Consider the following 26,556-nt stretch of genomic DNA (forward strand, 5'->3'; position numbering starts at 1 on the left):
CGTAGCCGACACGGTTACCGGCTGGTTGTGGAAAACCGGCGAGATCCTGTGGACAGCACTGGCCACGGCACGCCGCACCTGTGGACAACGAGCGACGGAGCGCGTGGAGACGGTCACCATCAGTTGCGTGACCGACCCGACACCGCTCGTCCGTCCCATCCTGCTACCCGGCCTGACCCGGCTCTGGCGCGACCGGCACACGCTCCAGCTCGGCGAGCAGCCCGGCCGGGCGGTGCTGCTGGAGATGTCCTCGCCCGGGACCGCCCGCCTGCTCGACCTGCTCGACGGCACCCGCAGCGAACGCGCCGTGCTGGCCGAGGCGGGCGCCGCCCGGATCCCGCCCGGCGAGGCCCGCGCCCTGCTCGACACGCTCCGGGAGGCCGGACTGGTGGTGCCGGCGCAGGCGCTGCTTCCCCGTGACCTCACCGGCTCGGCCCGGGCCCGGCTGGCCGCCGAGGCCGCCGCGCTGGCGCTCGCGTCACCCGACCTGCCCGGCACCCCGGCCCGGTTGCTGCGCCGCCGCCGGGGCGCGCGGGTGCTGGTCACCGGCACGGGACGACTCGGCGCGGCGGTCGCCGTCGCGCTGGCCCACGCCGGCGTCGGGCACGTCGTACCCGATCTGGCCGGCCTGGTGGGCGCCGGTGACCTGGCCGGGACCGGCCTGACCACCGCGGAGCTGGGCCGGCCGCTGGCCCCGGCGGTACGGGCGACGCTGGAGCGGTGCGCGCCCGGCACGGTCACCGCCCCGTTGCGGGGCGCCCGGCCGGACCTGGTGGTGCAGCTCGGCGTGGACCGTCCGGCGGAACTGCTCGCCACCGGGTACGCCCGCCGGCGCCAGCCCCACCTGCTGCTCGACCTGCGCGGCGGCGTACCGGTGATCGGTCCGCTGGTCCGCCCGCCCGTCGGGCCCTGCCTGCGCTGCCTCGACCTGCATCGCGGCGACCGGGATCCGGACTGGCCCACGCTCGCCGCCCAGCTCGCCGCCGACCGGGGCGAGCGGGCCTGCGCCGTCGCCACCGGGCTGGCCGGGGCGGCCTTCGCGACGGCGGAGGTGCTGGCCCAGCTCGACGGCGCCCAGCCGGAGACGCTCGGCGGCGCGGTGGAGATCCGCGGTCCGGGTCGTGTCCGTCACCGACGGTGGCCGCCGCACCCCTCCTGCGGCTGCTGCCGGCGTCGCCCGATCCGGTCGACGCCGGTCGCTACCCGCCGCACGGCAGCAGCGGAGGCCCCGAGTCGGTAACAATGGCCGGGTGACCGACATCCCGCGCCGGGCCGTGTCCCGCACCGCCAAACTCGCCGCCCTGCCGCTCGGGTTCGCCGGTCGAACCGTCCTCGGCATGGGCAAGCGGGTGACCGGCCTCGCGTCCGACGTCATCTCCGCCGAGATCCAGCAGCGCACCGCCGAGCAGTTGTTCAGCGTGCTCGGGCAGCTCAAGGGCGGGGCGATGAAGTTCGGCCAGGCCCTTTCGGTGTTCGAGGCGGCGTTGCCCGAGGAGGTCGCCGCGCCCTACCGGCAGGCGCTCACCAAACTCCAGGAGGCAGCGCCGCCGCTGCCGGCGGCGACGGTGCACAAGGTGCTGGCCGAGCAACTCGGCCCGGACTGGCGCGACCGGTTCGTCTCCTTCGACGACACTCCGGCCGCCGCGGCGAGCATCGGGCAGGTGCACCGCGCGGTCTGGCGCGACCCGGGGTACGGGCCGGACGGCGGCCCCCTGCACCGGGACGTGGCCGTGAAGATCCAGTACCCGGGCGCCGGTGACGCCCTGCTCGCCGACCTCAAGCAGCTCTCCCGGCTCGGCGGCATGTTCCGGGCCATCCAGCCGGGGCTGGACGTGAAGCCGCTCCTGGCCGAGCTGCGCGAACGCATCACCGAGGAGCTGGACTACGAGCTGGAGGCGGAGTCGCAGCGGGCGTTCGCCGCCGCGTACGCCGACGATCCGGACATCTTCATCCCGGAGGTGCTCGACGCCGCACCCCGGGTGCTGATCACCGAGTGGGTGGAGGGCATCCCGCTGTCCCAGATCATCCGCGAGGGCACCGAGGAGCAGCGGAACGAGGCCGGCCGGCTGATGGCCGAGCTGCACCTGTCCGCGCCGGAGCGGGCCGGGCTGCTGCACGCCGACCCGCACCCGGGCAACTTCCGGCTGCTCCCGGACGGGCGGCTCGGCGTGATCGACTTCGGGGCGGTGGCCCGGATGCCGCAGGGCACGCCGGAGCCGATCGGCCGGATCGCGGCGCTGGCGCTGCGCGAGGACGCCGACGCGGTGGTGGAAGGGCTGCGCGCCGAGGGCTTCGTCAGCCGTACCGAGTCGATCGACGCCCCGGCGGTGCTCGACTTCCTCCGCCCGATGCTGGAGCCGATCGCCGCCGACGAGTTCCGCTTCACCCGGGCCTGGCTGCGCGCCGAGGCGACCCGGCTGGCCAGTCCCCGCTCCCCCGCCTACCAGCTGAGCCGCCAGCTCAACCTGCCCCCGTCGTACCTGATGATCCACCGGGTCACGCTGGGTTCGATCGGGGTGCTCTGCCAGCTGGAGGCGAAGGCCCCCTACCGGTCGATCCTGGAACGCTGGCTACCAGGCTTCGCGCCGGTGGCCTGACCAAAGCGGGCCGGCGAGCGAGAGCGCGGCCGCCGAGTGAGCACAGCGAAGGGGCGGTGACCTGTCGGTCACCGCCCCTTCTCACGATCGTTCTACAGAACGCCCAGGTCGCGGGCCGACTGACTGCGACTCCGCATGGCGACGGTACGGGCGGAACGGGTTGCCTCAGTGCTCGTGGTGGTGCGACCGGCCTGAGGCCGGCGCATTCGGGCCCTGGACAACGCTTCGTGGAGTAGTTGCATCTCGAATCCGTTCGGCATGTTCAGCATCAGAATTTCTCTCTCAGGTCGGCCGGTGGAGGGACACCGGCATCGGTCGGTTTCGGAACGTAGGTTTGTCAGGCTGCCAGCCGGACGGAGTTCCGCGACTCGGACAGCCCGCTGGCCGCCAGTCGCTCCTCCGCCTCGACCCGGAGCTGCGCGTCACGGGCGAGGTCCTCCTTGCGCGGACGGCCACGGGGCCGCTTGCGCGGGACGACCGCGCCACGCTCGAAGATCTCGCCGCCCCAGACGCCCCAGGGCTCGGCTCGCTCCACCGCCCCGGCCAGGCACTCGACGCGCAGCGGGCAGTCCCCGCAGAGCGACTTGGCCAGCTCGAGCTCGGCGGGCGAGTCGGAGAACCACAGGTCGGGGTCGAACTTCCGGCAGGGCAGGTTCGCCTCCACGTCGACGCTCACGTCGAGGGGGGCCAACGCCAGACTCATCCTCCGGTCACCTCTCTCTCACTTCGATCTCGTGGATCGCATTCCGACGTACTTCGGCGGGACAAAAAACTGAGGCCGCGGATCCCGGTATGCGGGTTCCGCGGCCTCGAGGTGAGCCGGTGGTCTGATGGATCAGACCGGTCTACCTCGAGGTGGAACGCCGCGGACATCCGTGCGCTTCTTGGCGCCATCGATGCCCTTGCCCGCGAAGCCACTGGTCCCCTCGACTCCGGCGATCGGCGCAACGGTCAGGATCAGCTCGGCCTGAACCTGAACCTGGTGCACCTGCGGAGCCGACGGTCGAGCAGCCGGGGCCACCCGGACAGCCGACAGCGGAGCGACGGCAGACGGCATCGCCGCAAGACGCTCATAAGTGAAGATCTTCATTGGTGCCACCTCCCTACTCTCCTCGTGCCGACCGTGGACTCATCCCCTTTGAGCAGCCAGAACGGCGCCGCTCGCGAGGTGTGTCATGAGGCTATTCCTCGCCCTCGGGGGAGGGCAAACGATTTACGGCTAGTTTTCAGAAGTTTTCTGTGGGCAGACGTCGTCCACCGTGGTGCCCGCCACCAGGGCGAGCACCGTATCCCCGTAAAGCCCGACTTTTCGGGGCCCGATCCCGGCGATCGCCACCAGTTCCTCGGTGCGGCCGGGCTTCCGCTCGGCCAGCGCGGTGAGCGTGGCGTCGGTGAAGACCACGTACGCCGGCACCTTCTGCGCGCCCGCCACCCGCTGCCGCCACTCGCGCAGCCGCTCGTACAGCTCCTCGTCGATGTCCGAGGGGCAGGTCGGGCAACGGCCCAGTTTGCGGTCCGCGCCGGCGAGCAGCGTGGCGCCGCAGATCCGGCAGGAGACCACCTGCGGCCGGCGCCGCTCGGCCCGCCGTGCCGGGCCCGCACCGCCGGCCCGCTCACCGCCGCCGGAGCGGTCGAGCTGGGGCAGGAACCGCGACGGCCGCCGGGCCCGGCCACCCGGCGAGCGCGACGTGGCGTACGACAGCCAGAGCCACTCCCGGGCCCGGGTGATCCCGACGTAGAGCAGCCGCCGTTCCTCCTCGACCTGCTCCATGGTCTTCGCGTACGTGGTGGGCAGCGTGCCCTCGGCCAGCCCGACCAGGAACACCGCGTCCCACTCCAGCCCCTTCGCCGAGTGCAGCGACGCGAGTGTCACCCCCTCGACGGTGGGCACGTGCTGCTGGGCGGCCCGCCGGGCGAGTTCCTCGGTGAACCCGGTCAGGCCGGGCTCCTCCTCGGCCTGCGCCGCGTGCTCCTCGGCGAGCTGGACCAGCGCGGCGAGCGCCTCCCACCGTTCGCGGGCGGCGCCGCCGGGCGGGGGCGCGTCTGGCGCCCAGCCGACGGCGGTGAGCGCCTCGACCACGGCGGCCGGCAGCGGGGTCCCCGCGTCAGTCGACCGGGTGGCGGCGCGCAACGCGATCATCGCCTGCCGCACCTCGGGCCGTTCGAAGAACCGCTCCGCGCCCTGGAGCACGTACGGCACCCCGGCCTCGGAGAGCGCCTTCTCGTACGCCTCGGACTGGGCGTTGGTGCGGAACAGCACCGCGATCTCCCGCGCCGGGGTGCCACCCGCCACGAGTGCCCGGCAGCGGGCCGCGACCGCGTTGGCCTCGGCCGGCTCGTCGGTGAAGATCCGCAGGTCCGGCTCCGGGCCGGGCCGGCGCTGGCCGTGCAGCTCCAGCCGCAGCCGCGCCTCGGCGCCCCGGGCCTGCGAGATCACCGCGTTGGCGAGCCCGACGACCTGCGGGGTGGAGCGGTAGTCGCGGACCAGCCGGACCACTGTCGCGCCCCGGTGCAGTCGCGGGAAGTCGACCAGGTACGACGAGGTGGCGCCGGTGAACGAGTAGATCGTCTGGCTGGCGTCGCCGACCACCGTCAGGTCGTCCCGGCCGCCCAGCCACGCCTCCAGCAGCCGCTGCTGGAGCGGGTTGACGTCCTGGTACTCGTCGACCACGAAGTGCCGGTACTGGCTGCGCACCTGCTCGGCGACGTCCGGGTGCTCCTCGATGCCCCAGACGGCGGCGCGCAGCATGTCCTCGAAGTCGATCACCCCGTTGCCGCGTTTGAGCCGCTCGTACGCGTCGAACACGTCGGCGACCCGGGCCGGCTCGTACGGCGTCTCGCGCAGCGCCTTGGCGGCGGCGACGACATACTCCCCCGGCTCGACAAGCGACGACTTGGCCCACTCGATCTCGGCGGCCAGGTCCCGCGCGGCGGCCCGGTCGGCGCGCAGGCCGACCTTGGCGGCGGCGAGCGTGACCACCCGCACCTTGCTGTCCAGCAGCTCCGGCATGGCCCGCCCGGCCAGCAGCCGGGGCGCGAAGTAGCGGACCTGCCGCAGCGCGGCCGCATGGAAGGTGCGCGCCTGCACACCCCGCACCCCGAGCACAGTGAGACGGCTCCGCATCTCGGCGGCGGCGCGGGCGGTGAACGTGACCGCCAGCACGTGCCGGCCGGCGATGTCGCCGGTCAGTGCCCGGTACGCGATCCGCGACGTCACCGCCCGGGTCTTACCGGTGCCGGCGCCCGCCAGGATGCAGACCGGGCCAGCCGGGGCGGTCACCGCGGACCGCTGCTCCGGATCCAGTCCGGTCAGCACCCGTTCCGCACCTGAGTCAACGCCCACAGCAGGGAATCATCCCAGCATCGTCCGACGTTGCAGCGGTTAGCCTGGCCTGATCGGACCGGGCGCGAGTCACCCCTTGGAGGAGCAGACCATGCTGACGATGTATTCCACCCCGTGGTGCGGCTACTGCCACCGGCTGAAGTCGCAGCTCGACCGGGAGGGCATCGCGTACGAGGTGGTCGACATCGAGCAGGACCCCGCCGCCGCGGACTTCGTGATGAGCGTCAACGGCGGCAACCAGACCGTCCCGACGCTGCGCTTCACCGACGGCAGCGCCCTGACCAACCCCTCGATCACCCAGGTCAAGCAGCACCTGGCCGCGCTGCCCGGCTGACCTCCCACGACGCCGCGAGCGGCCGTACCCGGTTCGGGTGCGGCCGCTCGTCGCCGTTTCAGGACCCGCCGCGGCTGAGCACCCCGTCGCCGGCCGGCCGCCGGGGCGCCGGGATCCGGACCGGCGCCGCGACCGGCGTGGTCAGCCCGCGCCCCCGCCACAGGTAGAGGCCGGCCGCCGTGGTGACGATCCCCACCACCGCGAACAGCAGCCGGTAGTCGAACACGCCGACGAGCAGCGCGCCGGTGCCGATGGAGAGCGCCTGCGGCCCGCTGACCAGGGCCTCCGACGCCGCGGTGACCCGGCCGAGCAGCCGCGGCGGCGTCCGCCGCTGGATCAGCGTGTGCAACCCCACCATGGTCAGTGGCAGCGAGAGGCCGGCCATCAGCAGCGCCACCACCCCGAGCCACAACCGGGGGTACGCGAGCGCCAGCGCGGCCGGTCCGAAGAACGTCACCCCGGCGGCCAGCGCCCCGACTTCGCCGAACCGGCGGACCACGGCGGCCGAGAACAGGCCGCCGGCCAGCCCGCCGACGCCCTGCACCATGACGAGCACGCCGACGAACGCGGCGTCGCGGCCCAGGCCCAGATCGACGTACGCGAAGATCAGCGACTCGGTGAAGCCCATCACCAGCGAGCCGAGCCCGTACCCGAGCAGCGCCCGGCGCAGCGCCGGCTCGCCGGTCAGGTGGCGCAGCCCCGCGCCCAGCTCGGACGGCCCCCGGCGGGCCGGCCGCGACGGTGTGCCCTCCTCCACGCGCAGCCGCGCGACCACCGCCGCCGCGGTGACGAAGCCGGTCATGGCGAGCAGGACCAGCAGCCACCCGCCCACGGCGGCGTACACGCCCGCCCCGGCCAGCGGCCCGATCAGGCGCAGGCCCTGCCGGACGGTCTGGAGCAGTCCGTTCGCGTCGGCCAGCAGCTCGGCCGGAACCAGATGCCGGATGAGTCCGTTGAGCACGGCGGTGAGGGTGATGTACGACAGCCCGTAGAGCGCGGCGACCACGTAGATCACCCAGACGTCGGACCGGTCCCGGACGGCCAGCAACGGCCCGAGCAGCACCGCCGCGACCAGGTTGGCGGCGATGAAGAACGGTCGCCTGCGACAGCGGTCGACCACCCAGCCGACCAGCGGGGCGAGCGCCATCGGCGCGATGACCGCGAAGATGGTCGCCCCGGCCATGCTGTCCGAACCGGTCAGGTCCTTTACCCAGACGGCCAGGGCGAGCAGCAGGACCGACTCCGCCGCCATGCTCGCGACGAGCGCGGCGAAGAGGAGACGGAAGTCGGGGCGGCGCAGGACGGTGCGCATCGGGTCCTCCACGGTCCTCTTTTTGTCACGTGACACGCCCTCGCCGGAACCTCCGACGCCGGTCGCGCCGTCCATACTGACCGTGGGGGGCGAATTTCATACAGTTACCGTCGCGTCAAGCGACGGTCGACGGGAAAGAGGACGCCGTGCCTCCTGCCGTACCAGGCCCGATTCTGCGCCGTCGCCGGCTCGGCACCGAGCTGCGCCGGCTCCGCGAACAGGCCGGTCTGACCGGTGACCAGGTCATCGAGCGGATCGGCTGGGCCTCCGCATCCAAGCTGTCCCGTCTGGAGAACGGCCGCAGTCGTCCCGACCCGGACGACGTGGACGCGTTGCTGACGCTCTACGGCGCCGACGAGGAGCAGCGCGCCGAGCTGACCGGGATCACCCACGAGGCCGGCGACATGCGCGGCTGGCTGCGCAACTTCCCGGTGATGACCCAGCAGCAGCGCGCCTTCGCCGAGCTGGAGGGCGGTTGCGCGGAGATCTCCGAGTACAACCCGGTGCTGGTGCCGGGGCTGTTGCAGACGCCCGGGTACGCCCGGCACCGGATCATCTCCGCCGCGCAGGTGGCCGCCGAGGCCGGCGACCCGGAGAGCGAGGATCCCGAGACCGAGGTACGCGCCCGGCAGGCCCGCCAGTCGCTGCTGACCCGCTCCCCGGACGTGCCCCGCTACACGGCGGTGCTGGAGGAGGCCGCGCTCGGCCGCCGGGCCGGGCCGCCGGAGGTGCTGCACGAGCAGCTCGTCCACCTGTGCGAGATGGCGCTGCTGCCGAACGTGACGCTGCGCCTGCTGCTACGGGACACCCGGGTCGGTGACTGGTACCTTCCGCCGACCGCGTTCTCGGTCTACCGGTTCGCCGATCCCCTCGATCCGGAGACGCTCGCCATCGAAGGTGGGTTCACCGACGTCATGTCGACCGAGATAAACACTCTAAATCGCTATAAAGTGGTGTTCGAGTGGCTATGCTCGTCGGCGCTCTCCGCATCGGACACCCTCTCCTGGTTGATCGAGGCGACGGGACGGCTGACCGGCACGGCAGTCGAGTCCACGGTGGCGTACGGGCCGGCAACGGCGCCGACCCAACGTCGCCGGGACTCGGGACGCCTCACCACGGAGCGGTGATCCGACCGGGACGCCGCCCGCGCGCGGGTGTCGCTCGTCCCCATCGGAGCACCTCATCAGGAGCAAGCACCATGAACGAGATCCACACCAGCACGACCGCCCTCTCGGCACGGCTCGCCGGTGCCGCCTGGCGCAAGAGCACCCGTAGCCAGACCTCCAACTGCGTGGAGGTCGCGCCGCTCGACCCCGGGCCGGCGACTGTGGCGCTGCGGGACAGCAAGGACCCGAACGGGCCGGTCCTGCTGTTCGACCGGACCGGCTGGCTCGGCTTCCTCGCCGGCACCAAGAGCGGTCAGTTCGATCTGGATTGATCCGGCGAACCACGGGGGCCGTCGGCGCGAACCGGCGGCCCCCTCACCTGTCCGCCCTCGACAACGGCACTGACCTGGGATCCCCCGATCGGTCGAGGTGGCGCGTTCCCCTTGCCGGGCGGACACATCGGCGTAACATGACGCGGGAGTGACGTGGAAGTTCCAGCGTGTAACCGCCGATTGTCCGGGGGACACCATGCGGTTCCTGATCGTCCGCACCGAGATCCGTACCGCCGCCGACGCCGACATCGCCGCCGCCTGGGCCGGCGGTCGCCGGCTGCGGGACGAGAAGAGCACGCCGGAACCCCGCCGCCAGGTCGTCCACGCCGAGGATCGGGACGCCGCCCTCCTGCTCGCCCGAGCGCTGTCCGCCGTCGGGGCGGTACGCACCGGCCGGCACCGGGTCAAGGTGCTGCCGATCGAGGAGCCCGCAGCCGGGCACCCGTACCGCTGGGACGGTGGATGACCGGACGCTGACGTCCGTCGCGGCCGGACCGGCCTCCCCCGCCGTCATCCCGCCACATCCGGCCGCGACGGCACGTGTTCCCGACCCGTGGCCGTCGCGGCAACGGCGACCCGGGTCGGGGCCGCGTCCGGCCGGCCGGGTGGTCAGCAGTGCCCGTCGAGCCAGCGGTGCACCAGGAACAACGCGATCGACGACGGCGGCGGCAGCACCAGCCGGTCTCCCCCGCCCACCGGCACCGGCTCGTCCGCGAGCGCCGCGCCGATCTCCCGGCGGGTGAACCAGCGCGCGTGCGCGATCTCGGCCAGGTCGACCCGGATCGGCGCGTCCGCGTCGGCGCGGGCCAGGAAGCCGAGCATCAGCGAGCCGGGGAACGGCCAGGACTGGCTGCCCACGTACGCGATCTCGTCGACCGGGACGCCGACCTCCTCGCGCACCTCGCGCAGCACGGCGGCCTCGGCCGACTCGCCGGGCTCGACGTATCCGGCCAGGCAGGAGTAGCGGCGCATGCCCGGGGTGCGCGGCCAGGCCGCGTTGTTGCCGAGCAGGCAGCGGCCGTCCGGGCCGTCCACCCCGTCGTGCACCAGCACGATCATGGCCGGGTCGGTACGCGGCCAGACCCGGTCGCCGCCCGGGTCGATCCGCGACCAGCCGGCCTCGTCGGCGCGGGTCGGTTTGCCGGTGGTCGACGAGTAGCCGTGCCGCAGGTGCCAGTTGAGCAGCGCCAGCGCGGTGGTGAACAGGCCCGCGTCCCGGTCGGTCATCAGATGGCCGACCTCGCGCAGGTGAGCCGGACGGGTGTCCGGCAGCGCCGGCAGCGGCCCGTCCACGGCGAAGACCGGCACGCCGTCCGGCTCGACACCGAGGAACATCGGCACCGACCGGGGCACCTCGGGCAGCTCACCGGGAGCCACCAGGACCAGCTCCGGCGGAACCGCCGCGCCCCGGACCAGCGCCCGCCCCTCGGCTGCGGAGTCGAGCACCAGCACCCGGGCCCGCTCCCACGCCTCGGTGAGCCAGGCCGGGTCGGCACGCCGGTGCGCGGCCCGGTCGAGCGTCGACCGGGCCAGCGGCGGCGCGGATTCGCCGCTCATGCCGATTCCGTACGCACCGGTGTCAGCGCGGCGAGCGAGCCGGCCACCCGCGCCGCGTCGCCGAGCACGACGGTGACCGCGCGCGCCGGCGCCAGGTAGCGGGACGCCACCTCGGCCACGTCGTCCACAGTCGCGGCGGCCAGCCGGGCGGCGTACTCGGCGAGGAAGTCCAGCCGCAGCCCGTTGCCGGCGTACGCGCTGGTCAGCGACGCGAGACCGGCCTGGGTGGACATGCCGAGCTGGAGCGTGCCGAGCGCGTACTGGCGGGCCTGCTCCAGCTCGTCGGGCTTCGGCGGCACCGTGGCCAGGCGGCCCAGCTCGTAGGTCGTCTCCACCAGCGCCGCCGCTGTCACCTCGGTGGCCACCTCGGCGCCGGCGACGAGCAGCGAACCGGCCACCGAGTGCTCCACCAGCGAGTGCGGCCCGTACGTGTAGCCCTTGTCCTCGCGGATGTTCTCCACCCAGCGAGAGGAGAAATAGCCGCCGAAGATCAGGTTGGCGAGCTGCAACGCGGCGTGGTCCGGGTGGGTACGGGGCACCGCCGGGAGCGCGAGGCGTACCGAGGACTGCACCGAGCCGGGCCGGTCGACGAGCAGCAGTGGCCCGGGTTCCAGCGGCGGCGCGGGCGGCAGCTCGGCGACGTGGCCGTCACCGCGCCACCCGGCGAGCGCCTTCTCGGCCGCGTCCAGCGCCCGCTCCGGCGCCACGTCGCCGACGAGCACAAGCACCCCGCCGGCCGGATGCACCCGCTCGGCGTGCAGCCGGCGCAACGCGGCCGGGCGGACCGCCCGGACCTGGTCCGGGTCGGGCGTCTGCACCGCGTACGGGTGCCGCCCGTACACCCGCTTGAGCAGCGCGGTGCGGGCCAGGTGGGACGGCTGGCTCTGGGCGACCTGGATGCGGTCGACCAGCCGGTCCCGTTCGGTCTCCACCCAGTCGGCCGGGTAGGTGGCGCCGGTGAGCACCTCGGCCAGCAGCTCCAGCATCCGGTCCAGCCCGGTGACCAGGCCCGCGCCGGAGAGCATCAGCCGGTCCGGGTCGAGGCCGGCGGTCAGCCCGCCGCCGACCTTCTGCAACTCGGCGGCCAGCTCGGTGGCGCTGTGCGCCTCGGTGCCGGAGAGCATGGTCTGCGCCAGCATCGCGCCACGGGCCAGGTGGGTACGCCCGAACGGCATCCACAGTCGCAGCTCGGCCAGCGGTACGGAGGAGCGGCGTACCGCGATCACGGTGAGGCCGTTGCGGAGCGTGCGCTCGGCCTGCTTGGGCACCTTGAGACGGCGGTTGGGGCCCAGCGCCGGCAGCGGCCGGACGGTGGTGGTCGGCGTACTCATCGGGAACCTCCGGCGACGACCTCGACGGACGCGCGGCGCTCGGGCCGCAGGGTGGCGGCTGCGGCGCGGACCTGCTCCTCGGTCACCTCGCCGACCAGCCGGGGCAGGTCGTTGAGCAGGCCGGGTTCGCCGCGTTGCTGTTCCAGCACCGCCATCCGCAACGCCCGGCCGAGCACCGCGTCGGTGTCGCGCAGCAGGTGGGTGGCCATCCGGGCCTGGGTACGCGCCAGCTCGCCCTCGGTCAGCCCGTCGGTCGCCAGCCGGTCCAGTTCCTCGTCCATGGTGCGCAGCACCTTGTCCACGTCGCCGCCGGGCGGCAGGTGCGCCTGGAGCAACAGCGCGGTGGGGTCGCGGACGTCGAACGGGTCGCCCATGAAGCCGAGGTACCCGCCGAGGCTGGTCACCGACCGGTCGCGCTGCACCAGCCGCTCGACCAGCCGGGAGGCGTCGCCGTCGGTGAGCACCTCGGCCAGCACCACGTACGGCAGATAACCGGCGAAGTCGCTGACCGGGTCGGGCACCCGCCACGCGCCGGCCACCGCCGGGAGCGGGGCCAGCGCGTCGGTGTACGTGCTGCGCCGCTCGGTGGTCAGGTCGGGCTCGGCGAAGTCGGGCCGCCGCGGGGCGGGCCGGGCCGGCACGTCCCCGAAGTGCCGCTCGATCAGCTTGGTCGCCTCGGCCACGTCGATGTCGCCGCTGACCGCGAGTACGGCGTTGCCGCTGGCGTAGTAGCGGCGGAAGAAGTCGGCGGCGTCGGCCACTGTCGCCGACTCCAGGTCAACGAAGGAGCCGTAGCCGTCGTGCGCGTTGGGGAAGGTGTCGAACATCACCGGGGGCAGCGTCAGCCAGGGGAACCCGCCGTACGGCCGGTTCAGCACGTTGACCCGGATCTCCTCCTTGACCACGTCGACCTGGTTGCGCAGGTTCTCCTCGGTCAGCCGGGGGCCGCGCATCCGGTCGGCCTCCAGGAACAGCGCCCGTTCCAGGGCGTTCGCGGGAAGCGTCTCGAAGTAGTCGGTGTAGTCCAGGTGGGTGGAGCCGTTGAACGTCCCGCCCGCGCCCTGGACGTGCCGGAAGTGGGCCAGCTTCTCCAGGTTCTCCGAGCCCTGGAACATCAGGTGCTCGAAGAGGTGGGCGAACCCGGTGCGTCCCTCGGGCTCGGAGCGGATGCCGACGTCGTAGACCACCGTCACCCCGATGACCGGGGCGCTGCGGTCCGGCGTGAGCACCACGCGCAGGCCGTTGTCGAGGGTGAACCGTTCGACCGGGTACTTCGTCGCTGGGATCTTCGCTCTCCGCGTCGGCACGAGATCGACACTAGCGCCTCGGTACCGGCTCTATCGCCTGTGTGCCCTGGCCGAAAGGTGGACTGTTGCGGGACGGGTCTTGACGCCGACGGCCGCTTGCCCCAGTCTTCCTACCAACTAAATAGGAATACTGCGGATTGGACATTCGATGAGACGGCTTCCCCTGCGCCGCCTGGCCACCGTGGCGGCCCTGGCCGCCCTCGGCGCGGCCACGCTCGGCACCACCGCCGCCTGCGGCGAGGACAGCGACGCCGGCGCCGGATCCGGCCCGGTGACGCTGCGCCTGGGTTACTTCCCCAACATCACGCACGCACCGGCAGTGGTCGGCGTGGAGAAGGGGATCTTCGCCGAGAAGCTCGGCAGCGACGTCGAGCTGGACACCAAGACGTTCAACGCGGGCCCGGCCGCCATCGAGGCCGTCTTCTCCGGCGCGCTCGACGCCACGTACATCGGCCCGAACCCGACGGTGAACGCCTTCTCCAAGTCCAAGGGCGAGGCGGTCCGGGTCATCTCCGGTGCCGCGTCGGGTGGCGTCGCGCTCGTGGTCAAGCCCGGCATCACGTCGGTGGAGCAGCTGCGCGGCAAGAAGATCGCCACCCCGCAGCTCGGCAACACCCAGGACGTGGCGCTGCGCTACTGGCTCAAGGAGAAGGGCCTGGAGACCACCAAGGAGGGCGGCGGCGACGTCAAGATCGTCCCGCAGGAGAACGCGCAGACGATCGAGACCTTCGGCAGCGGCGCCATCGACGGCGCGTGGGTGCCCGAGCCGTTCGTCTCCCGGCTTGTGAACGCCGGCGGCAAGGTGCTCGTCGACGAGCGTGACCTCTGGCCGGACAAGAAGTTCGTCATCACCAACCTGCTGGTCAGCACCAAGTTCCTCAAGGCGCACCCGGACGTGGTGAAGAAGCTGGTCGAGGGCCAGGTCGCGGCGAACGAGTTCGTCAACACCAAGCCGGACGAGGCGCAGCAGGCCATCTCCGACCACATCGGCAAGATCACCGGCAAGCCGCTGGACCTCAAGCTGATCAAGCAGGCCTGGCCGACGCTGGAATTCACGAACGACCCGATCCCGGCCTCGCTGAAGGCCGGCCTGGACCACGCCGTCGCGGTCGGGCTGACCCAGCCGGTCGACCTCAACGGCCTCTACGACCTGAAGTACCTCAACGAGGTGCTCAAGGCGCAGGGCAAGGCCGAGGTCAGCCAGCCGTGACGTCGACGGACACGACCCCGCGCAGCGCGACCGGCTCGGTCGCGCTGCGCGGCGTGACGAAGGTGTACGGCCAGGGCGAGCAGGCGGTCCTGGCGCTGGACGGGCTGTCGCTGGACATCGCGCCGGGCGAGTTCGTCTGCATGGTCGGCGCGTCCGGCTGCGGCAAGAGCACGTTGCTCAACCTGGTCGCCGGGCTGGACCGGGCCAGCGGCGGCGCGATCGAACTGGGCGAGGGCGTCAACCCGGGCCTGATGTTCCAGGAGCCGGCGCTGTTCCCCTGGCTGACCGTCGAGGGCAACGTCGAGGTGCCGTTGAAGCTGCGCGGGCTCCCCCGCGACCAGCGCAAGGAACGGGTGGCCGAGCTGCTGCGCACGGTCCACCTGTCCGAGTTCGGCCGCAAGCGGCCGCACCAGCTCTCCGGCGGCATGCGGCAGCGGGTCGCGCTGGCCCGCACGCTCGCGCTGGAGACCCCGGTGCTGCTGATGGACGAGCCGTTCGGCGCGCTGGACGCGATGACCCGCGACATCCTGCACGACGAGCTGGAGCGGATCTGGACCGAGCGGGAGCTCACCGTCCTGTTCGTCACGCACAACGTCCGCGAGGCGGCCCGGCTCGCCGACCGCATCGTGCTGCTCTCCAGCCGGCCCGGCCGGATCATCTACTCCACCGAGGTCGCCGTGCCGCGCCCCCGGCGGATCGACTCGCCGGAGGTCTCGGCCATCGCCGCCGAGGTCACCGACCGGCTGCGCAAGGAGGTGGGCCGGCATGGCCAGTGACACTCTCGCCGGGTCGGCGCGTACCGACGCGGAGATCTCCGGACTCGACGCCCTGGAGATCGCCGGCCGGGAGAAGGGCCCGTCCCGGGTACGCCGCCTGTGGTCGGCCACCTGGCCCAAGTTCGCCGCGCTCGCGCTGGCCGTCGCCATCTGGCAGGCGGTGGTCTGGTCCGGGTGGAAGGAGCCGTGGGCACTGCCCGGCCCGGCGGTGGTCTTCGGCGACCTCGGGGACTACCTGCTCAGCTCCGCGCTGTGGGAGGGCCTGGCGACCACCGCCCGGCGCGCGGCGGTCGGGTTCGCCGCCGCTGTCGCGGTCGGCCTGCTGCTCGGCCTGGGCGTGGCCCGGGTCAAGGTGCTCCGGGCCGCGCTCGGCTCGATGATCACCGCGTTGCAGACCATGCCGTCGATCGCCTGGTTCCCGCTGGCCATCCTGCTGTTCCAGCTCAGCGAGCAGGCGATCTTCTTCGTGGTGGTGCTCGGCGCCGCGCCGTCGGTCGCCAACGGCGTCATCCACGGCGTGGACTACGTGCCGCCGCTGCTGGTCCGCGCCGGCCGCAACCTCGGCGCCCGGGGGCTCAACCTCTACCGGTACGTGATCGCGCCGGCCGCGCTACCAGCCATCGTGGCCGGGCTCAAGCAGGGCTGGGCGTTCGCGTGGCGCAGCCTGATGGCAGGTGAGCTGCTGGTCGTCATCGCCACCCGCACCTCGATCGGCGCCCAGCTCACCTACGCACGCGAACTGAGCGAGGCACCGCGCCTGATGGCCATCATGATCGTCATCCTGGTGGTGGGCCTGCTCGTGGACACCGCGTTCGGTGCCGCCGACAAGGCGATCCGCCGCCGCTGGGGCGTGCTGGACCAGGCCGGCAACTGACGCCGTGTACATCTCCGCGCGCGCCGACTACGCGCTCCGGGCCATGCTCGCCGTCGCCGACGCCGCCGGTTCCACCGGCGACCCGGCGGCCGGCGGCGGCGAGCTGGTCAAGGCGGCGAGCCTGGCCGAGAGCCAGGACATCCCGCTCAGCTTCCTTCAGGGGATCCTGCTCGACCTGCGGCGGGCCGGCCTGCTGCACAGCCACCGCGGCACCGAGGGCGGGTACGCCCTGACCCGCCCGCCGGCCGAGATCAGCGTCGGTGACGTGCTGCGCGCGGTCGGCGGTGCGATCACGAGCGTCCGGGGCATCCCCGCCGACCGGGCCGGCTACCACGGCGTGGCCACCGGCCTGCGGGACGTGTGGCTGGCGGTGGACGGGGCGATCGCGCTGGTCGTGGACCGGACCACGCTCGCCGACCTGCTGAGCGACCGGGCCACGGCACCCTGACGCGCGTCCGGTCACGACGTCGGCGGCCGTACCTGCCCGTCGCGGACCATGCGGATCTCGCATACGCCGTCCTGGACCTGCGTCGTACCGTCGGCTTCGAAGCCGTGCCGGCGGTAGAACGCCTGGGCACGAGGGTTGGGATCGGCGACCCACAGCGCCGCCGGCTCCGCCGGGTCGAGGACGGCCCGCAACAACGCCGGCCCGGCGCCGGTGCCGTGATCGGCCGCGTGCACGTAGAGGACGTACAGCTGGCGCGCCCACGCCGCCTCGGCATCGAGCGGCGGGCCCGACATCGCGATCCCGACCAGTTCGCCTCCCCGCTCGGCCACCGCCGCCCGGTTCTCCCGATAGCGCTCGTCGGTCAACGCGGCGGTCCAGAACCGCTCCCGAAAGGCCGGCAGGTCCGGGTCGTCGAGCACCGTGTCCGGCATGAGCCCGCGGTACGTCTCCTGCCAGCACCGGACATGCACGCGTGCCATCCGGGCGGCGTCCTCGGCCCGGGCCTCGCGAACGGTCACCGACGGGTCCACCGCCGCATCGTAGGCGGCCGGCCGTTCCGGCATCGCCCCTTTTCGGGGCGTCTACTGAGTGTGCGGGGCGCTCATCCCGGGGGTGAAGCTGCGGGCGGCGCCGCGATCCGGCGAGCCGCCGTCGGACGGCTGCCACGGCCCGAACGCGGCCACCGCGGCGAGCGCCAGGCCGGCCCCCGCCACCGCGAGCACCAGCACCACTTCCCGCGCTCCGCCCGATCCGGCTTCCCCCGCCATGAACCGCTCCCTCCGCGTCCGGCCGACCCCCCGACCGGTCCCCCGCGCAGCAGCATCACCGCCCGGGGTCCGGTCGCACAGTCGGGCAGCCGACCGAACATCGACTGATTCCCGACTCAGGAGCGAACGCTCCGCCCGACCGGAGACGAGCCGGTCACGCGCGGGCCGCGGTCAGCGGCGGCGCGGGCGCCGGCGAGGACGGGTTCCCGGGGCGGGGTGCGCGGCGGCGGGCGCGGTGATGGTCACCGGCACGCCGGACGGCTCCCGGGCGCCGGTGAGCCGGCTCAGCTCGCCGTCGCCGGCGCGTACCCGCGTGGTCTTGGGGTTGATGCCCGCGGTGCTCATCAGCCGGGCCACGTCGCGGCGCTGGTCCGGCAGGACGAGCGTCACCACGGTGCCCGACTCGCCGGCCCGCGCGGTCCGGCCGCCCCGGTGCAGGTAGTCCTTGGCCTCGGTGGGCGGGTCGGCGTTGACGACCAGGTCCAGCCCGTCGACGTGGATGCCACGGGCCGCCACGTCGGTCGCCACCAGCGCGGTGACCTGGCCGGTGCGGAACTGCTCCAGGATGCGGGTGCGCTGCGGCTGCGACTTGCCGCCGTGCAGCGCCGCCGCGCGTACGCCCTTGGCGAGCAACTGGCGGGCCACCCGGTCGGCGCGGTGCTTGGTGGCGATGAACACGATCGTGCGGCCCTCGCGGGCGGCGATGTGCGCCAGCGCGGCCGGCTTGTCCTCCGCCTCCAGGTGCAGCACGTGGTGCGTCATCGCGGTGACGGTGGCGGTGCCCGGGTCGACGGAGTGCGTCACCGGGTCGGTCAGGAACCGGCGGACCAGCCGGTCCACGCCCCCGTCCAGGGTTGCGGAGAAGAGCATCCGCTGGCCGCCCGGCGCGACCTGCTCCAGCAACTTCGTCACCTGCGGCAGGAAGCCCATGTCGGCCATCTGGTCCGCCTCGTCCAGCACGGTGATGGCCACCTGGTCCAGCCGGGCGTCGCCCCTGTCGATCAGGTCGTGCAGCCGGCCCGGCGTGGCGACCAGCACCTCGGCGCCGGCGCGCAGCGCGGCGGCCTGCCGGCCCAGCGAGAGCCCGCCGACCACAGTGGCGCAGCGCAGGCCGAGCACGGCGGCGTACGGGGCGAGCGCGTCGGTGACCTGCGCGGCCAGTTCACGGGTGGGTACGAGCACCAGCGCGAGCGGGCGGCCCGCTCGGGCCCGGCGGCCGGCCGTACGGTGCAGCAGCGGCAGCCCGAACGCGAGCGTCTTGCCGGAGCCGGTACGCCCCCGGCCGAGCACATCCCGGCCGGCCAGCGAGTCCGGGATCGTGGCCGTCTGGATCGGGAACGGCGCGGAGATGCCCTGCGCGGCCAGCTCGGAGATGAGCGCCGGAGCCAGACCGGTGGCGGCGAACGTGGGCAGGGTCGTGGTCATGCGGAAAGCCTTCCTCGAGGCGGCACGTGTCGAGGAAGGGCGCCGGGTTGCGGCGCGTCACCGGCGTCACCGGTGGTCACAAGCACGAACCGAAGGGACGGGCCGGCCCGGCAGAGGCGGGCCGGCCCGTGCACCGCGCCCGACCGGGCGCGGTGGTGGTGCCGGTTGATCCGAAGATCAGAGCGGGCGGATGTTCTCCGCCTGCGGGCCCTTCTGGCCCTGGGTCACCTCGAACTCGACCCGCTGGTTCTCGTCCAGGCTCCGGTAGCCGGAGGTCTGGATCGCCGAGAAGTGGGCGAAGACGTCGGCGCCGCCGTCGTCCGGGGTGATGAAGCCAAAGCCCTTGTCAGCGTTGAACCACTTGACGGTGCCAATTGCCATGTGTTTCGTCTCCTTGACGGAACGGTCGGCCCGCACGTGTTGCGGGCCGGAGAGGAGCACCCCGCGCGTGGAATACGCGGCGTGCCTGTCGCTGCTGGTCGCCCCGCCCGGAGAACTCCGGACACAACAAAGAGCGCCTGGGGCCACAATCCGCCAGGCGCACACAGAGTCTCTGGAAACCAAAACTGCAACCCAGACAACGTATCACGGATTCGTGCGCTGCGGGAGATCCCCCGGGATTTCCGGCACGGCGGCCACCAGACCGGCCAGTCCCTCCGCGTCGAGCAGGTCGGCCGGGCGGACGGTGGCGGAGTCCCGCACGTAGTGGAACGCCGCGCCCACCCGGTCCACCGGCACCCCGGCCAGCTCCGCCCAGGCCAGCCGGTAGACAGCCAGCTGCACCGCCGCCGCGTCGGCCTCCCGGCCGGACGGCTGCCGCCCGGTCTTCCAGTCGACCACGTCGTAGCGCCCGCCCGGGCGGGCGAACACGGCGTCCATCCGGCCCCGCACCACCACTCCGGCGATGACAGTGGCGAACGGCACCTCCACCTCCACCGGCACCCGGTCGGCCCACTCGCTGGCCAGGAAGCGCTCCTGCAACTCGACAAGCGCCTCGTCCGGCGCCGCGTCCTCGTCCGCCGCGCCGGGCAGCTCGTCCACGTCGAGCAGCCGGTCCGCGCCGAAGCGCTGCTCCAGCCAGGCGTGGAACGCGGTGCCGCGCCGGGCGTACGGGTTGGGCTCGGTCGGCATCGGGCGGCGCAGCGTCCGGGCCAGCGCCTCCGGGTCGCGGCGCAACGCCACAAGCTGGGTCACCGAGAGCTGGCCGGGTAGTTCGACCTCGACCGCCTCGGCCTGCCGGGCCAGCTCCGCCCGCTCGGCGAGCAGCAGATCGGCCTCCCGCCGCCAGCGGACCACCTCGGCGTCCGCCCCGGCCGGCGCGAGCACTGCCGCCTCGCGGCGGGCCGCCTCCGGGTCGGCCAGGTACCGGCGGACCAGCGCCGCCGCCTCGGTCAGCGCGGGCCGGCGGGCGCCGAGCGGGTCGGCCGGCCACTCGGCCCGCAGCATGGTCTCGGTGGTCGGGTTCACCGCGTCCCCGGCCGGCTCGGGCGTCCACGCGTCCACCACGTGCCCGTCCGGTTCGGCCAGGCAGGCGTCGTGCACCTCACGCAGGAACACCGACGGGCCGCGGAACCGCTTGGTCCCCTCCCCCCACCAGTAGCCGGAGCAGAGCAGCAGCCGGCGGGGGCGGGTCACCGCCACGTACGCCAGGCGGCGCTCCTCCCGCTCGTCGTGCGCCCGCCAGGCGTCGGTGAACTCGGTGAGCGCCCGGGCCACGCCGCGCTGGTCCTCCGCCTCGGGCAGGGCCAGCTCGGGCAGCCCGTCCGCGTCGCCGCGCAGCGGGAACGGCAGCACGCCCAGCCCGCCCAGCCAGTGATCGGAGTTACGGACCGGCCCCGGCCAGCCGCCCCGGGTCATCCCGGCCACCGCCACCACGTCCCACTCCAGGCCCTTCGCGGCGTGCGCGGTGAGCACCTGCACCGCGCCGGCCACCACCTCGACCTCGCCCGGCGCCAGCCCGCGCTCCTCGTCCTCGGCTGCGGCCAGGTAGGCGAGGAAACCGGCGAGCGTGGCGCCGGGGGTCTCGCCGCTGAACCGGGCCGCCACGTCGCCGAGCGCGTCCAGGTGGGCGCGGGCCAGCCCGGCGTCGCCCGCGCCGTCCCGGCCGGCCCGGACCGCCACCTCGACGTCGAGCCCGATGGTCCGCTCGATGTCCGCGATCAGCTCCGGCAGCGACTGGTCCAGCCGGTAGCGCAGCAGCGCCAGCTCCATCCCGTACGAGCGCAGCCGCGCGTAGCCCTCGGCCGAGTACGCCTGCGCCGGGCCCAGGTCGGCCAGCGCCTCGACGAGCGTCGCCTCGTCCAGCGCGTCCACGGTGATCTCCGGGCCCTCGTCGCCGGTCAGCTCCCGGCGGCTGCGGGCGATCGCACGGGCCCGGCGGTGCAGGGCGACCAGGTCACGCGGGCCGATCCGCCAGCGCGCGCCGGTCAGCAGCCGCAGCAGCGCCGCCCCGTCGGTCGGGTCGGCGAGCACGCGCAGCGTGCACACCACGTCCCGTACCTCGGGGGTGTCCAGCAGCCCACCCAGGCCGACCACGTCGACAGGCAGCCCGCGGGCGCGCAACGCCGCCTCGATCGCCGGGATCTGGCTGCGCAGCCGCACCAGCACCGCGGTGGTCGGCCGCCGGTCGGCGGGGATGTGCTCGGGCAGCGCACCCGACATCCCGGCCGCCCCCCGCCAGGCCGCCAGCACGCTGTCCGCGATCCAGTCGGCCTCGTCGGCGTACGTCTCCAGCAGCGCGCAGTGCACGGTGCCGCCGGCCTGCCCGCCGGGGGTGCGGTGCGGGATCGGATCGCGGACGCTGAGCGCGGCGTGCAGTTCCGGCACCCGCGCGCCGGCCGCCCGCAGCGGCACCGAGAGCGTGTTCGCCACGCCGAGGATCTCCGGCCGGTTGCGCCAGCTCGTGGTGAGGCTGAGCACGTCGGCGGGGCTGCCGTCGGTGCGGGCGAACTCGGCCGGGAACCGGTCGAGCGTGCCCGCGCTGGCACCGCGCCAGCCGTAGATGGACTGGCACGGGTCGCCCACGGCGGTGACCGGGTGGCCGCCACCGAACAGCGCGTTGAGCAGCACCACCTGGGCGTGGCTGGTGTCCTGGTACTCGTCGAGCAGCACCACCCGGAACCGGTCCCGCTCGATCACACCGACGCCGGGATGGTCGCGGGCCACCCGGGCCGCGCGGGCGAGCTGATCGGCGAAGTCCATCGCCTCGAAGTCGTCCTTGCGCCGGGCGTACGAGCGCACCAGCGGCAGCAGCTTCAGACGGGTCCGCTGGAGCTGGAGCGCCTTGCGCACGTCGGCGTAGACCCGGCCGGGCCGGGACTGCACGTCGGCGAAGAACCGGCCGGTCCAGGCGGCCAGCTCGTCCGGGTCGACCAGGTGCTCGTCCAGCTCACCGGCGAGCGCCAGCACTGCGTCGGTGATGGTCGACGGCATCCGGTCCACCTCGGACATGTCGCCGTCGTAGTTGCGCACCAGCAGGTCCACGAGCTGCCAGCGGGACGCCTCGGTGAGCAGCCGGGTGGTCGGCTCGTACCCGGCCCGCAGCCCGTGCTCGGTGACGATCCGCCCGGCGTACGAGTGGTACGTCGACACGGTCGGCTCGCCCGCCAGCGGGTCGTCGTGCGGGTCCCGCCCCTGCCGGCCGAGCCGCCGGATGAGCTGGTCGAGGCGGGTCCGGACCCGGTGCGCCAGCTCGCCGGCCGCCTTGCGGGTGAAGGTCAGGCCGAGGATGTGCTCCGGGCGTACGTAGGAGTTGGCGACCAGCCACACCACCCGCGCGGCCATCGTCTCGGTCTTGCCCGAGCCGGCGCCCGCGACCACCAGCAGCGGCTCCACCGGCGCGGCGATGACCGCGGCCTGCTCCCGGGTGGGCGCGGGCAGCCGCAGCAGCCGGGCCAGCTCGACCGGCGTGTAGCGGGGCCCGGCGTCGGCGGTACGCGGCGCGGGCGTGGCGGAGGCGCCGAACAGCGCCGGCTGGACAGTCATGAGTTCTCCGGTGGTGGCTCGACCACCTGGCGGCCCTGGCCGGAGACCGGGCAGCTGGTGCGGACCGGGCAGACCCGGCACTTGGAGTTGGCCACGGCGGCGAAAGTCGAGGCGGCCATCGTGTCCGCGGTACGGCGCACCAGCGCGGTGGCCCAACCGGCCTCCGGGCCCTCCCCGGCCGCCGCCTGGGTCTGCTCCTTGGCGTCCCGCGCGCCGGTGCCGAGCTGCACCAGCGCGGCCCCGCCCGGCTCCTCGCCGAACTCGGCGAACCCGCCCGCCTCCACCGCCGCCTGGTACGCACCGAGCTGCGGATGCTCGGCCACCTCCCGCTCGGTGACCGCCGTCGACTTGCCGGTCTTCAGGTCGATCACCACGAGCCGCCCCTCCGCGTCGACCTCCAGCCGGTCGACCCGGCCGGTCAGCTCGATCGGACGGGACGGGTCGTCGAGGCGGACCGCGAACTCGTGCTCGATCGCGAGCAGCCGTCGCGGGTTGCCGGCCAGCCAGCGCAGCAGCTTGTCCACCATCGCCTCGGCGCGCTGCCGCTCCGGCCCGGCCATCCACCGGGCGGCCAGCTCGATCGCGTCGAACCGCGCGGCCACGTACTCCAGCAACGCCTCCCGGTCGACGCTCGCGTCCTCCGCGAGCATGGCGGCGGCGTGCACCAGGTTGCCGACGCCCTGCGCGGCGCTCGCCGGCCCGCTGCCGCCGTGCCGTTCCAGCAGCCACCGCAGGCTGCACCGCAGTGCGCTCTCCATCGCCGACGGGGTGACCCGCACCGGCTCGCCCTCGTCGACGAGCGGCCGGTCGTCGGACAGGCCGCGCAACCCCCACCAGTCGTCCGGGTGCGCGCCGGGCACCCCGGCGGCGGCCAGCCGCGCCAGCTCACCCGCCGCCGCGTGCCGCCGGGTGATCGGCGTCGCCGGGTCGGTGACCGCGGTACGCAGCTCCGCCACCAACGCGGACAGGGTGAGCCCGCGCGGCGGCAGGGTGACCGGGAGCGCGGCGGGCGGCCCGTCCTGCGGGTGCTCGTCCCCGTGCGGCACCGGCCCGTCGGCGGCTCGTCCGCGCGCGGCCTGGCCGGTCGGAGCTGGCCGGTTCCGGGCCGGACCATCCGGCGCGGCCTGCTGCGGACTCGGGCCGGTCGAGGCCGGGCCGTCCGGGTTCGGGCCGGTCGGGGCCGGGCCGTCCGGGTTCGGGCCGGTCGGGGCCGGGCCGGTCGGGGCCGGGCCGGTTCCGCCGGTGGCGGGCGGATCGGCGGCGGCCAGTTCGTACAGGAAACGGCTCGGCTGCTCCTCGTGGTCGTCGCCGCCGACCGCGGCGGACGCGACGGCGGTCACCACTAGCCGCCGCCGCGCCCGGCTGACAGCGACATGGAACAGCCGCCGCTCCTCGTCCAGCAGCGCTGAGGTCTGCCCGACCAGGCTGGCCCGCAGCCCGGCGCCGTCGGCACGGCCGGCGAGCACGTCGACGAGCCGCTCCGAGCCGAGCAGGCTGCCGCGCAGGCGCAGGTCCGGCCAGACGCCCTCCTGCACCCCTGCGACCGCGACCAGATCCCACTCCAGGCCCTTGGCGGCGTGCGCGGTCAGCAGGCGTACCGCGTCGCCCCGGTCGGCGGCGGCGGCGAGCGTGTCGGCGGGCAGCTCCTGCCCGAGGACGTGGTCGAGGAACACCTCGGTACGCGCCCCGGGCAACCGGTCGGTGAACCGGGCCGCCGCGTCGAAGAGCACGAGCACCGCGTCCAGGTCCCGGTCGGCGGCCTCGGCCCGCCAGCGTTGAGCGGTCTCCTGCTCGCCGGAGGCCGCCCGCCCCCTGGTGATCACCCCGGCCCAGCGTTCGGCCAGCCCGCTCTCCCGCCACACCGCCCAGAGCACGTCCTCGACAGTGGCGCCGGGCCTCCCGGCCGTCTCCCGGGCGGTCGCGAGCAGGTGCGCCACCGCCTGCGCGGGCGCGGCCCAGCGACGTTCGATGGCGGCCATCTCGGCCGGGTCCCGCAGCGCCTCCACCAGCAGCTCGCCGGAGGGGCGGCGGTCACCGCCGGCCAGCGCCAGCGCCCGCAACCCCTGGCGCAGCCGCCGCTCGGCCAGCGGGTCGGCCCCGCCCAGCGGCGAGTGCAGCAACGCGACAGCCGCCTCCTCGTCCAGCCGGTCGGGTTCGAGCGCGCAGCGCAGCAGGAGCAGCAGCGGAGCCACCGCCGGCTGGAGGTGCAGCGGCAGGTCCTCGCCGTGCACGACGGTCGGCACGCCGGCCGTGTGCAGGGCACGCCGCAACGAGGGCAGCTGCCGGCCGGTGGAGCGGACCAGCACCGCCATCCGGGACCAGGGCACGCCGTCGAGCAGGTGCGCCTCGCGCAACGCGTGGGCCAGCCACGCCGACTCGCTGGTGGCGGACCGGAACGTCCGCACCTCCACCGTCCCGGCCGGAGCGCCGGGCAGCGGACGCAGCCGCCGGTGCGCCGCCGGGCCGCGCAGCCGCCGGGCCAGCCGGGCGGTGGCGGCGAGCAGTTCCGGTCCGGCCCGGTACGAGGTGGTGAGCGTGACCTGGGCGGCCGGCGCGCCGGAGGCGGTGCGGAAGCGGTGCGGGAACGTGGTGACGCCCGCCGGGTCGGCGCCGCGGAACGCGTACGTGGACGAGTCCGGGTCGGCGAACGCGACCAGTGACCGCCCGCCTCCGGCCACCACGGCGAGCAGGTCGAGCTGGGCCGGGTCGGTGTCGGCCAGCTCGTCGACGTACACGTGGGACAGGCGGCGGCGCTCGGCGGCGAGCAGCTCGGGATCGTCGAGCAGCATGCCGGTGGCGGCGCGCACCAGCTCCGCCGGGTCGTACGCCACCGAACCCCTGTTGCTCACGTCACGCAGGGCGAGCACGGCGACGTACTCCCGCAGGAAGCGCGCGGCGGCCGGCCAGTCGGCGCGGCCCAGCCTCTCGCCCAGCCGGGCCAGCTCGACCGGGCCGACGCCGCGCTCCGCGGCACGCATCAGCAGGTCGCGGAGCTGCTGGGCGAACGCCCGGGTACGCAGCGCGGGACGCATGTCCTCCGGCCAGCCGACCGGGTCGTCGCCGGGTTCCTCACCCACCACGTCGAGCAGTTCCCGGATGATCAGATCCTGCTCGGGGCCGGTGAGCAGCCGGGGCGAGGGCTCACCGCGTTCGGCCGCCGCCCGGCGCAGCAGCCCGAACGCGTACGCCGGGAACGTGCGCACCAGCGGCTCACGGATCACGCGGTGTCCGCCCCCGGCGATCCGCGCCTCGATCCGGCGACGCAGCTCGGTGGCTCCGCGCCGGCCGAAGGTGAGCACGAGGATCCGCTCCGGGTCGACGCCCTCGGCCACCCGGGCGGCCACCGCCTCGACGAGCGTCGTCGTCTTGCCGGTGCCGGGACCGCCCACGACGAGCATCGGCCCGGCCGTGTGCGCAACCACCTCGGCCTGCACCGGGTCGGCCCGGCGCACACCGCTCAGGCCCTGCCCGGCTCCGGCCTCCTGGGTCTCCTCGTGTGTCGCGGGAGTCGTGGCGTCGGCGGCTGCGGGCGACGGGATGGTCTCCGGGTGCGCGGCATCGCCCGCCGACCCCCCGGATCGCGGCTCCGCATCGGCCGGCCCGCCGGGCCGACCCACCCCCTGCCCCGCCCCGGCGTCGTGGGTGACCCCCGCCTCCGCGCCGCCGGGCCGGCGCACCAACCGGTACGCCTGCATCACCGACATCCCACCACGCCGGTACGACACCCGGAAACCGACGCCCACCCCGCGCGCCGCAGCTCATCCGCGTGACGCGACTACGGCACCTGCTGGTTCCCGCTCGACGGGCACGGAGGCGTCGGATGCCGAGGCGGCGCCGCGCCTACGCGAGCCGG

At 74.3% G+C, this 26,556-nt stretch carries 23 protein-coding genes; 10 read left to right on the forward strand and 13 right to left on the reverse strand.

What is annotated here, in order from left to right:
• The first annotated feature begins 127 nt into the window (after positions 1-127).
• The gene (locus ACGFIA_RS22540) at positions 128-1,240 is read left to right on the forward strand and encodes a hypothetical protein (RefSeq protein ID WP_393261828.1); all 1,113 of its coding nucleotides are present in this window, start codon (positions 128-130) and stop codon (positions 1,238-1,240) included.
• Positions 1,241-1,250: 10 nt separating this feature from the next.
• On the forward strand, positions 1,251-2,597 hold the full coding sequence (locus ACGFIA_RS22545) for an AarF/ABC1/UbiB kinase family protein (RefSeq protein WP_357500648.1): 1,347 nt from the start codon (positions 1,251-1,253) through the stop codon (positions 2,595-2,597).
• A 337-nt stretch (positions 2,598-2,934) separates the two neighbouring features.
• Here the strand turns inward: ACGFIA_RS22545 and ACGFIA_RS22550 are convergent, their stop codons facing one another.
• The 3 genes from ACGFIA_RS22550 to ACGFIA_RS22560 form a co-directional block, all read right to left on the reverse strand.
• Positions 2,935-3,300, reverse strand: a complete 366-nt coding sequence (locus ACGFIA_RS22550; protein WP_357383651.1) for a WhiB family transcriptional regulator — start codon at positions 3,298-3,300, stop codon at positions 2,935-2,937.
• Between the two features lie 132 nt (positions 3,301-3,432).
• Positions 3,433-3,687, reverse strand: coding sequence for a hypothetical protein (locus ACGFIA_RS22555; RefSeq protein WP_357383649.1), 255 nt, complete (start codon positions 3,685-3,687; stop codon positions 3,433-3,435).
• Between the two features lie 129 nt (positions 3,688-3,816).
• On the reverse strand, positions 3,817-5,940 hold the full coding sequence (locus ACGFIA_RS22560) for an ATP-dependent DNA helicase UvrD2 (RefSeq protein ID WP_393261832.1): 2,124 nt from the start codon (positions 5,938-5,940) through the stop codon (positions 3,817-3,819).
• 91 nt (positions 5,941-6,031) lie between these two features.
• Here ACGFIA_RS22560 and ACGFIA_RS22565 point away from each other — a divergent pair, with 91 nt between their 5' ends.
• Positions 6,032-6,274 (forward strand): mycoredoxin, encoded by a 243-nt coding sequence (locus ACGFIA_RS22565; protein ID WP_357383645.1) that lies wholly within the window; start codon positions 6,032-6,034, stop codon positions 6,272-6,274.
• Between the two features lie 58 nt (positions 6,275-6,332).
• Here ACGFIA_RS22565 and ACGFIA_RS22570 read toward each other — a convergent pair whose 3' ends face one another.
• Positions 6,333-7,661, reverse strand: a complete 1,329-nt coding sequence (locus ACGFIA_RS22570) for an MFS transporter (protein WP_357383643.1) — start codon at positions 7,659-7,661, stop codon at positions 6,333-6,335.
• Positions 7,662-7,732: 71 nt separating this feature from the next.
• Here ACGFIA_RS22570 and ACGFIA_RS22575 point away from each other — a divergent pair, with 71 nt between their 5' ends.
• The 3 genes from ACGFIA_RS22575 to ACGFIA_RS22585 all read left to right on the forward strand — a co-directional run bounded on the left by ACGFIA_RS22575 (position 7,733) and on the right by ACGFIA_RS22585 (position 9,490).
• Positions 7,733-8,713, forward strand: a complete 981-nt coding sequence (locus ACGFIA_RS22575) for a helix-turn-helix transcriptional regulator (protein WP_357383641.1) — start codon at positions 7,733-7,735, stop codon at positions 8,711-8,713.
• A gap of 71 nt (positions 8,714-8,784) precedes the next feature.
• Positions 8,785-9,024: a DUF397 domain-containing protein gene (locus tag ACGFIA_RS22580; protein WP_357383639.1), complete on the forward strand. Its 240-nt coding sequence runs from the start codon at positions 8,785-8,787 to the stop codon at positions 9,022-9,024.
• 196 nt (positions 9,025-9,220) lie between these two features.
• Positions 9,221-9,490 (forward strand): hypothetical protein, encoded by a 270-nt coding sequence (locus ACGFIA_RS22585; protein ID WP_357383637.1) that lies wholly within the window; start codon positions 9,221-9,223, stop codon positions 9,488-9,490.
• A 143-nt stretch (positions 9,491-9,633) separates the two neighbouring features.
• Here the strand turns inward: ACGFIA_RS22585 and nudC are convergent, their stop codons facing one another.
• Genes nudC through ACGFIA_RS22600 form a run of 3 tightly spaced genes read right to left on the reverse strand, consistent with a single transcriptional unit; the run spans position 9,634 to position 13,219 of the window.
• Positions 9,634-10,581, reverse strand: coding sequence for an NAD(+) diphosphatase (gene nudC / locus ACGFIA_RS22590; RefSeq protein ID WP_357383635.1), 948 nt, complete (start codon positions 10,579-10,581; stop codon positions 9,634-9,636).
• Positions 10,578-11,912, reverse strand: a complete 1,335-nt coding sequence (locus ACGFIA_RS22595) for a pitrilysin family protein (protein WP_357383633.1) — start codon at positions 11,910-11,912, stop codon at positions 10,578-10,580. Before ACGFIA_RS22595 ends, nudC begins: the two co-directional genes overlap by 4 nt.
• Positions 11,909-13,219, reverse strand: a complete 1,311-nt coding sequence (locus ACGFIA_RS22600) for a pitrilysin family protein (protein ID WP_357480357.1) — start codon at positions 13,217-13,219, stop codon at positions 11,909-11,911. Before ACGFIA_RS22600 ends, ACGFIA_RS22595 begins: the two co-directional genes overlap by 4 nt.
• A gap of 148 nt (positions 13,220-13,367) precedes the next feature.
• On the opposite strand from ACGFIA_RS22600, the gene ACGFIA_RS22605 reads away from it, so the two are divergent.
• Genes ACGFIA_RS22605 through ACGFIA_RS22620 form a run of 4 tightly spaced genes read left to right on the forward strand, consistent with a single transcriptional unit; the run spans position 13,368 to position 16,527 of the window.
• Entirely contained in the window at positions 13,368-14,429 is a 1,062-nt protein-coding gene (locus tag ACGFIA_RS22605; protein ID WP_357480360.1) for an ABC transporter substrate-binding protein, read from the forward strand.
• The gene (locus ACGFIA_RS22610) at positions 14,426-15,205 is read left to right on the forward strand and encodes an ABC transporter ATP-binding protein (protein WP_357383627.1); all 780 of its coding nucleotides are present in this window, start codon (positions 14,426-14,428) and stop codon (positions 15,203-15,205) included. The genes ACGFIA_RS22605 and ACGFIA_RS22610 overlap by 4 nt, the downstream gene beginning before the upstream one ends.
• The gene (locus tag ACGFIA_RS22615) at positions 15,195-16,079 is read left to right on the forward strand and encodes an ABC transporter permease (protein ID WP_262013976.1); all 885 of its coding nucleotides are present in this window, start codon (positions 15,195-15,197) and stop codon (positions 16,077-16,079) included. Before ACGFIA_RS22610 ends, ACGFIA_RS22615 begins: the two co-directional genes overlap by 11 nt.
• 4 nt (positions 16,080-16,083) lie before the next feature.
• Positions 16,084-16,527: an Rrf2 family transcriptional regulator gene (locus ACGFIA_RS22620; RefSeq protein ID WP_357383625.1), complete on the forward strand. Its 444-nt coding sequence runs from the start codon at positions 16,084-16,086 to the stop codon at positions 16,525-16,527.
• Positions 16,528-16,538: 11 nt separating this feature from the next.
• Here ACGFIA_RS22620 and ACGFIA_RS22625 read toward each other — a convergent pair whose 3' ends face one another.
• From ACGFIA_RS22625 to ACGFIA_RS22650, 6 genes are all read right to left on the reverse strand, one after another.
• On the reverse strand, positions 16,539-17,057 hold the full coding sequence (locus tag ACGFIA_RS22625) for a GNAT family N-acetyltransferase (protein ID WP_357383623.1): 519 nt from the start codon (positions 17,055-17,057) through the stop codon (positions 16,539-16,541).
• A gap of 51 nt (positions 17,058-17,108) precedes the next feature.
• Entirely contained in the window at positions 17,109-17,294 is a 186-nt protein-coding gene (locus ACGFIA_RS22630) for a hypothetical protein (protein ID WP_357383621.1), read from the reverse strand.
• Positions 17,295-17,465: 171 nt separating this feature from the next.
• Positions 17,466-18,719 carry a DEAD/DEAH box helicase gene (locus tag ACGFIA_RS22635; protein WP_357383618.1) on the reverse strand — a complete coding sequence of 418 codons (1,254 nt, stop codon included), beginning with the start codon at positions 18,717-18,719 and terminating at the stop codon, positions 17,466-17,468.
• A 177-nt stretch (positions 18,720-18,896) separates the two neighbouring features.
• Positions 18,897-19,100, reverse strand: a complete 204-nt coding sequence (locus tag ACGFIA_RS22640) for a cold-shock protein (protein WP_013288421.1) — start codon at positions 19,098-19,100, stop codon at positions 18,897-18,899.
• Positions 19,101-19,304: 204 nt separating this feature from the next.
• Complete coding sequence (locus tag ACGFIA_RS22645; protein ID WP_357472436.1) at positions 19,305-22,703, reverse strand: UvrD-helicase domain-containing protein; 3,399 nt, start codon at positions 22,701-22,703, stop codon at positions 19,305-19,307.
• Positions 22,700-26,398, reverse strand: a complete 3,699-nt coding sequence (locus ACGFIA_RS22650) for an ATP-dependent helicase (RefSeq protein WP_393261889.1) — start codon at positions 26,396-26,398, stop codon at positions 22,700-22,702. Before ACGFIA_RS22650 ends, ACGFIA_RS22645 begins: the two co-directional genes overlap by 4 nt.
• Between the last annotated feature and the right edge of the window lie 158 nt (positions 26,399-26,556).

The organism is Micromonospora sp. NPDC049203 (genome assembly GCF_043197215.1).
GTDB lineage: Bacteria > Actinomycetota > Actinomycetes > Mycobacteriales > Micromonosporaceae > Micromonospora.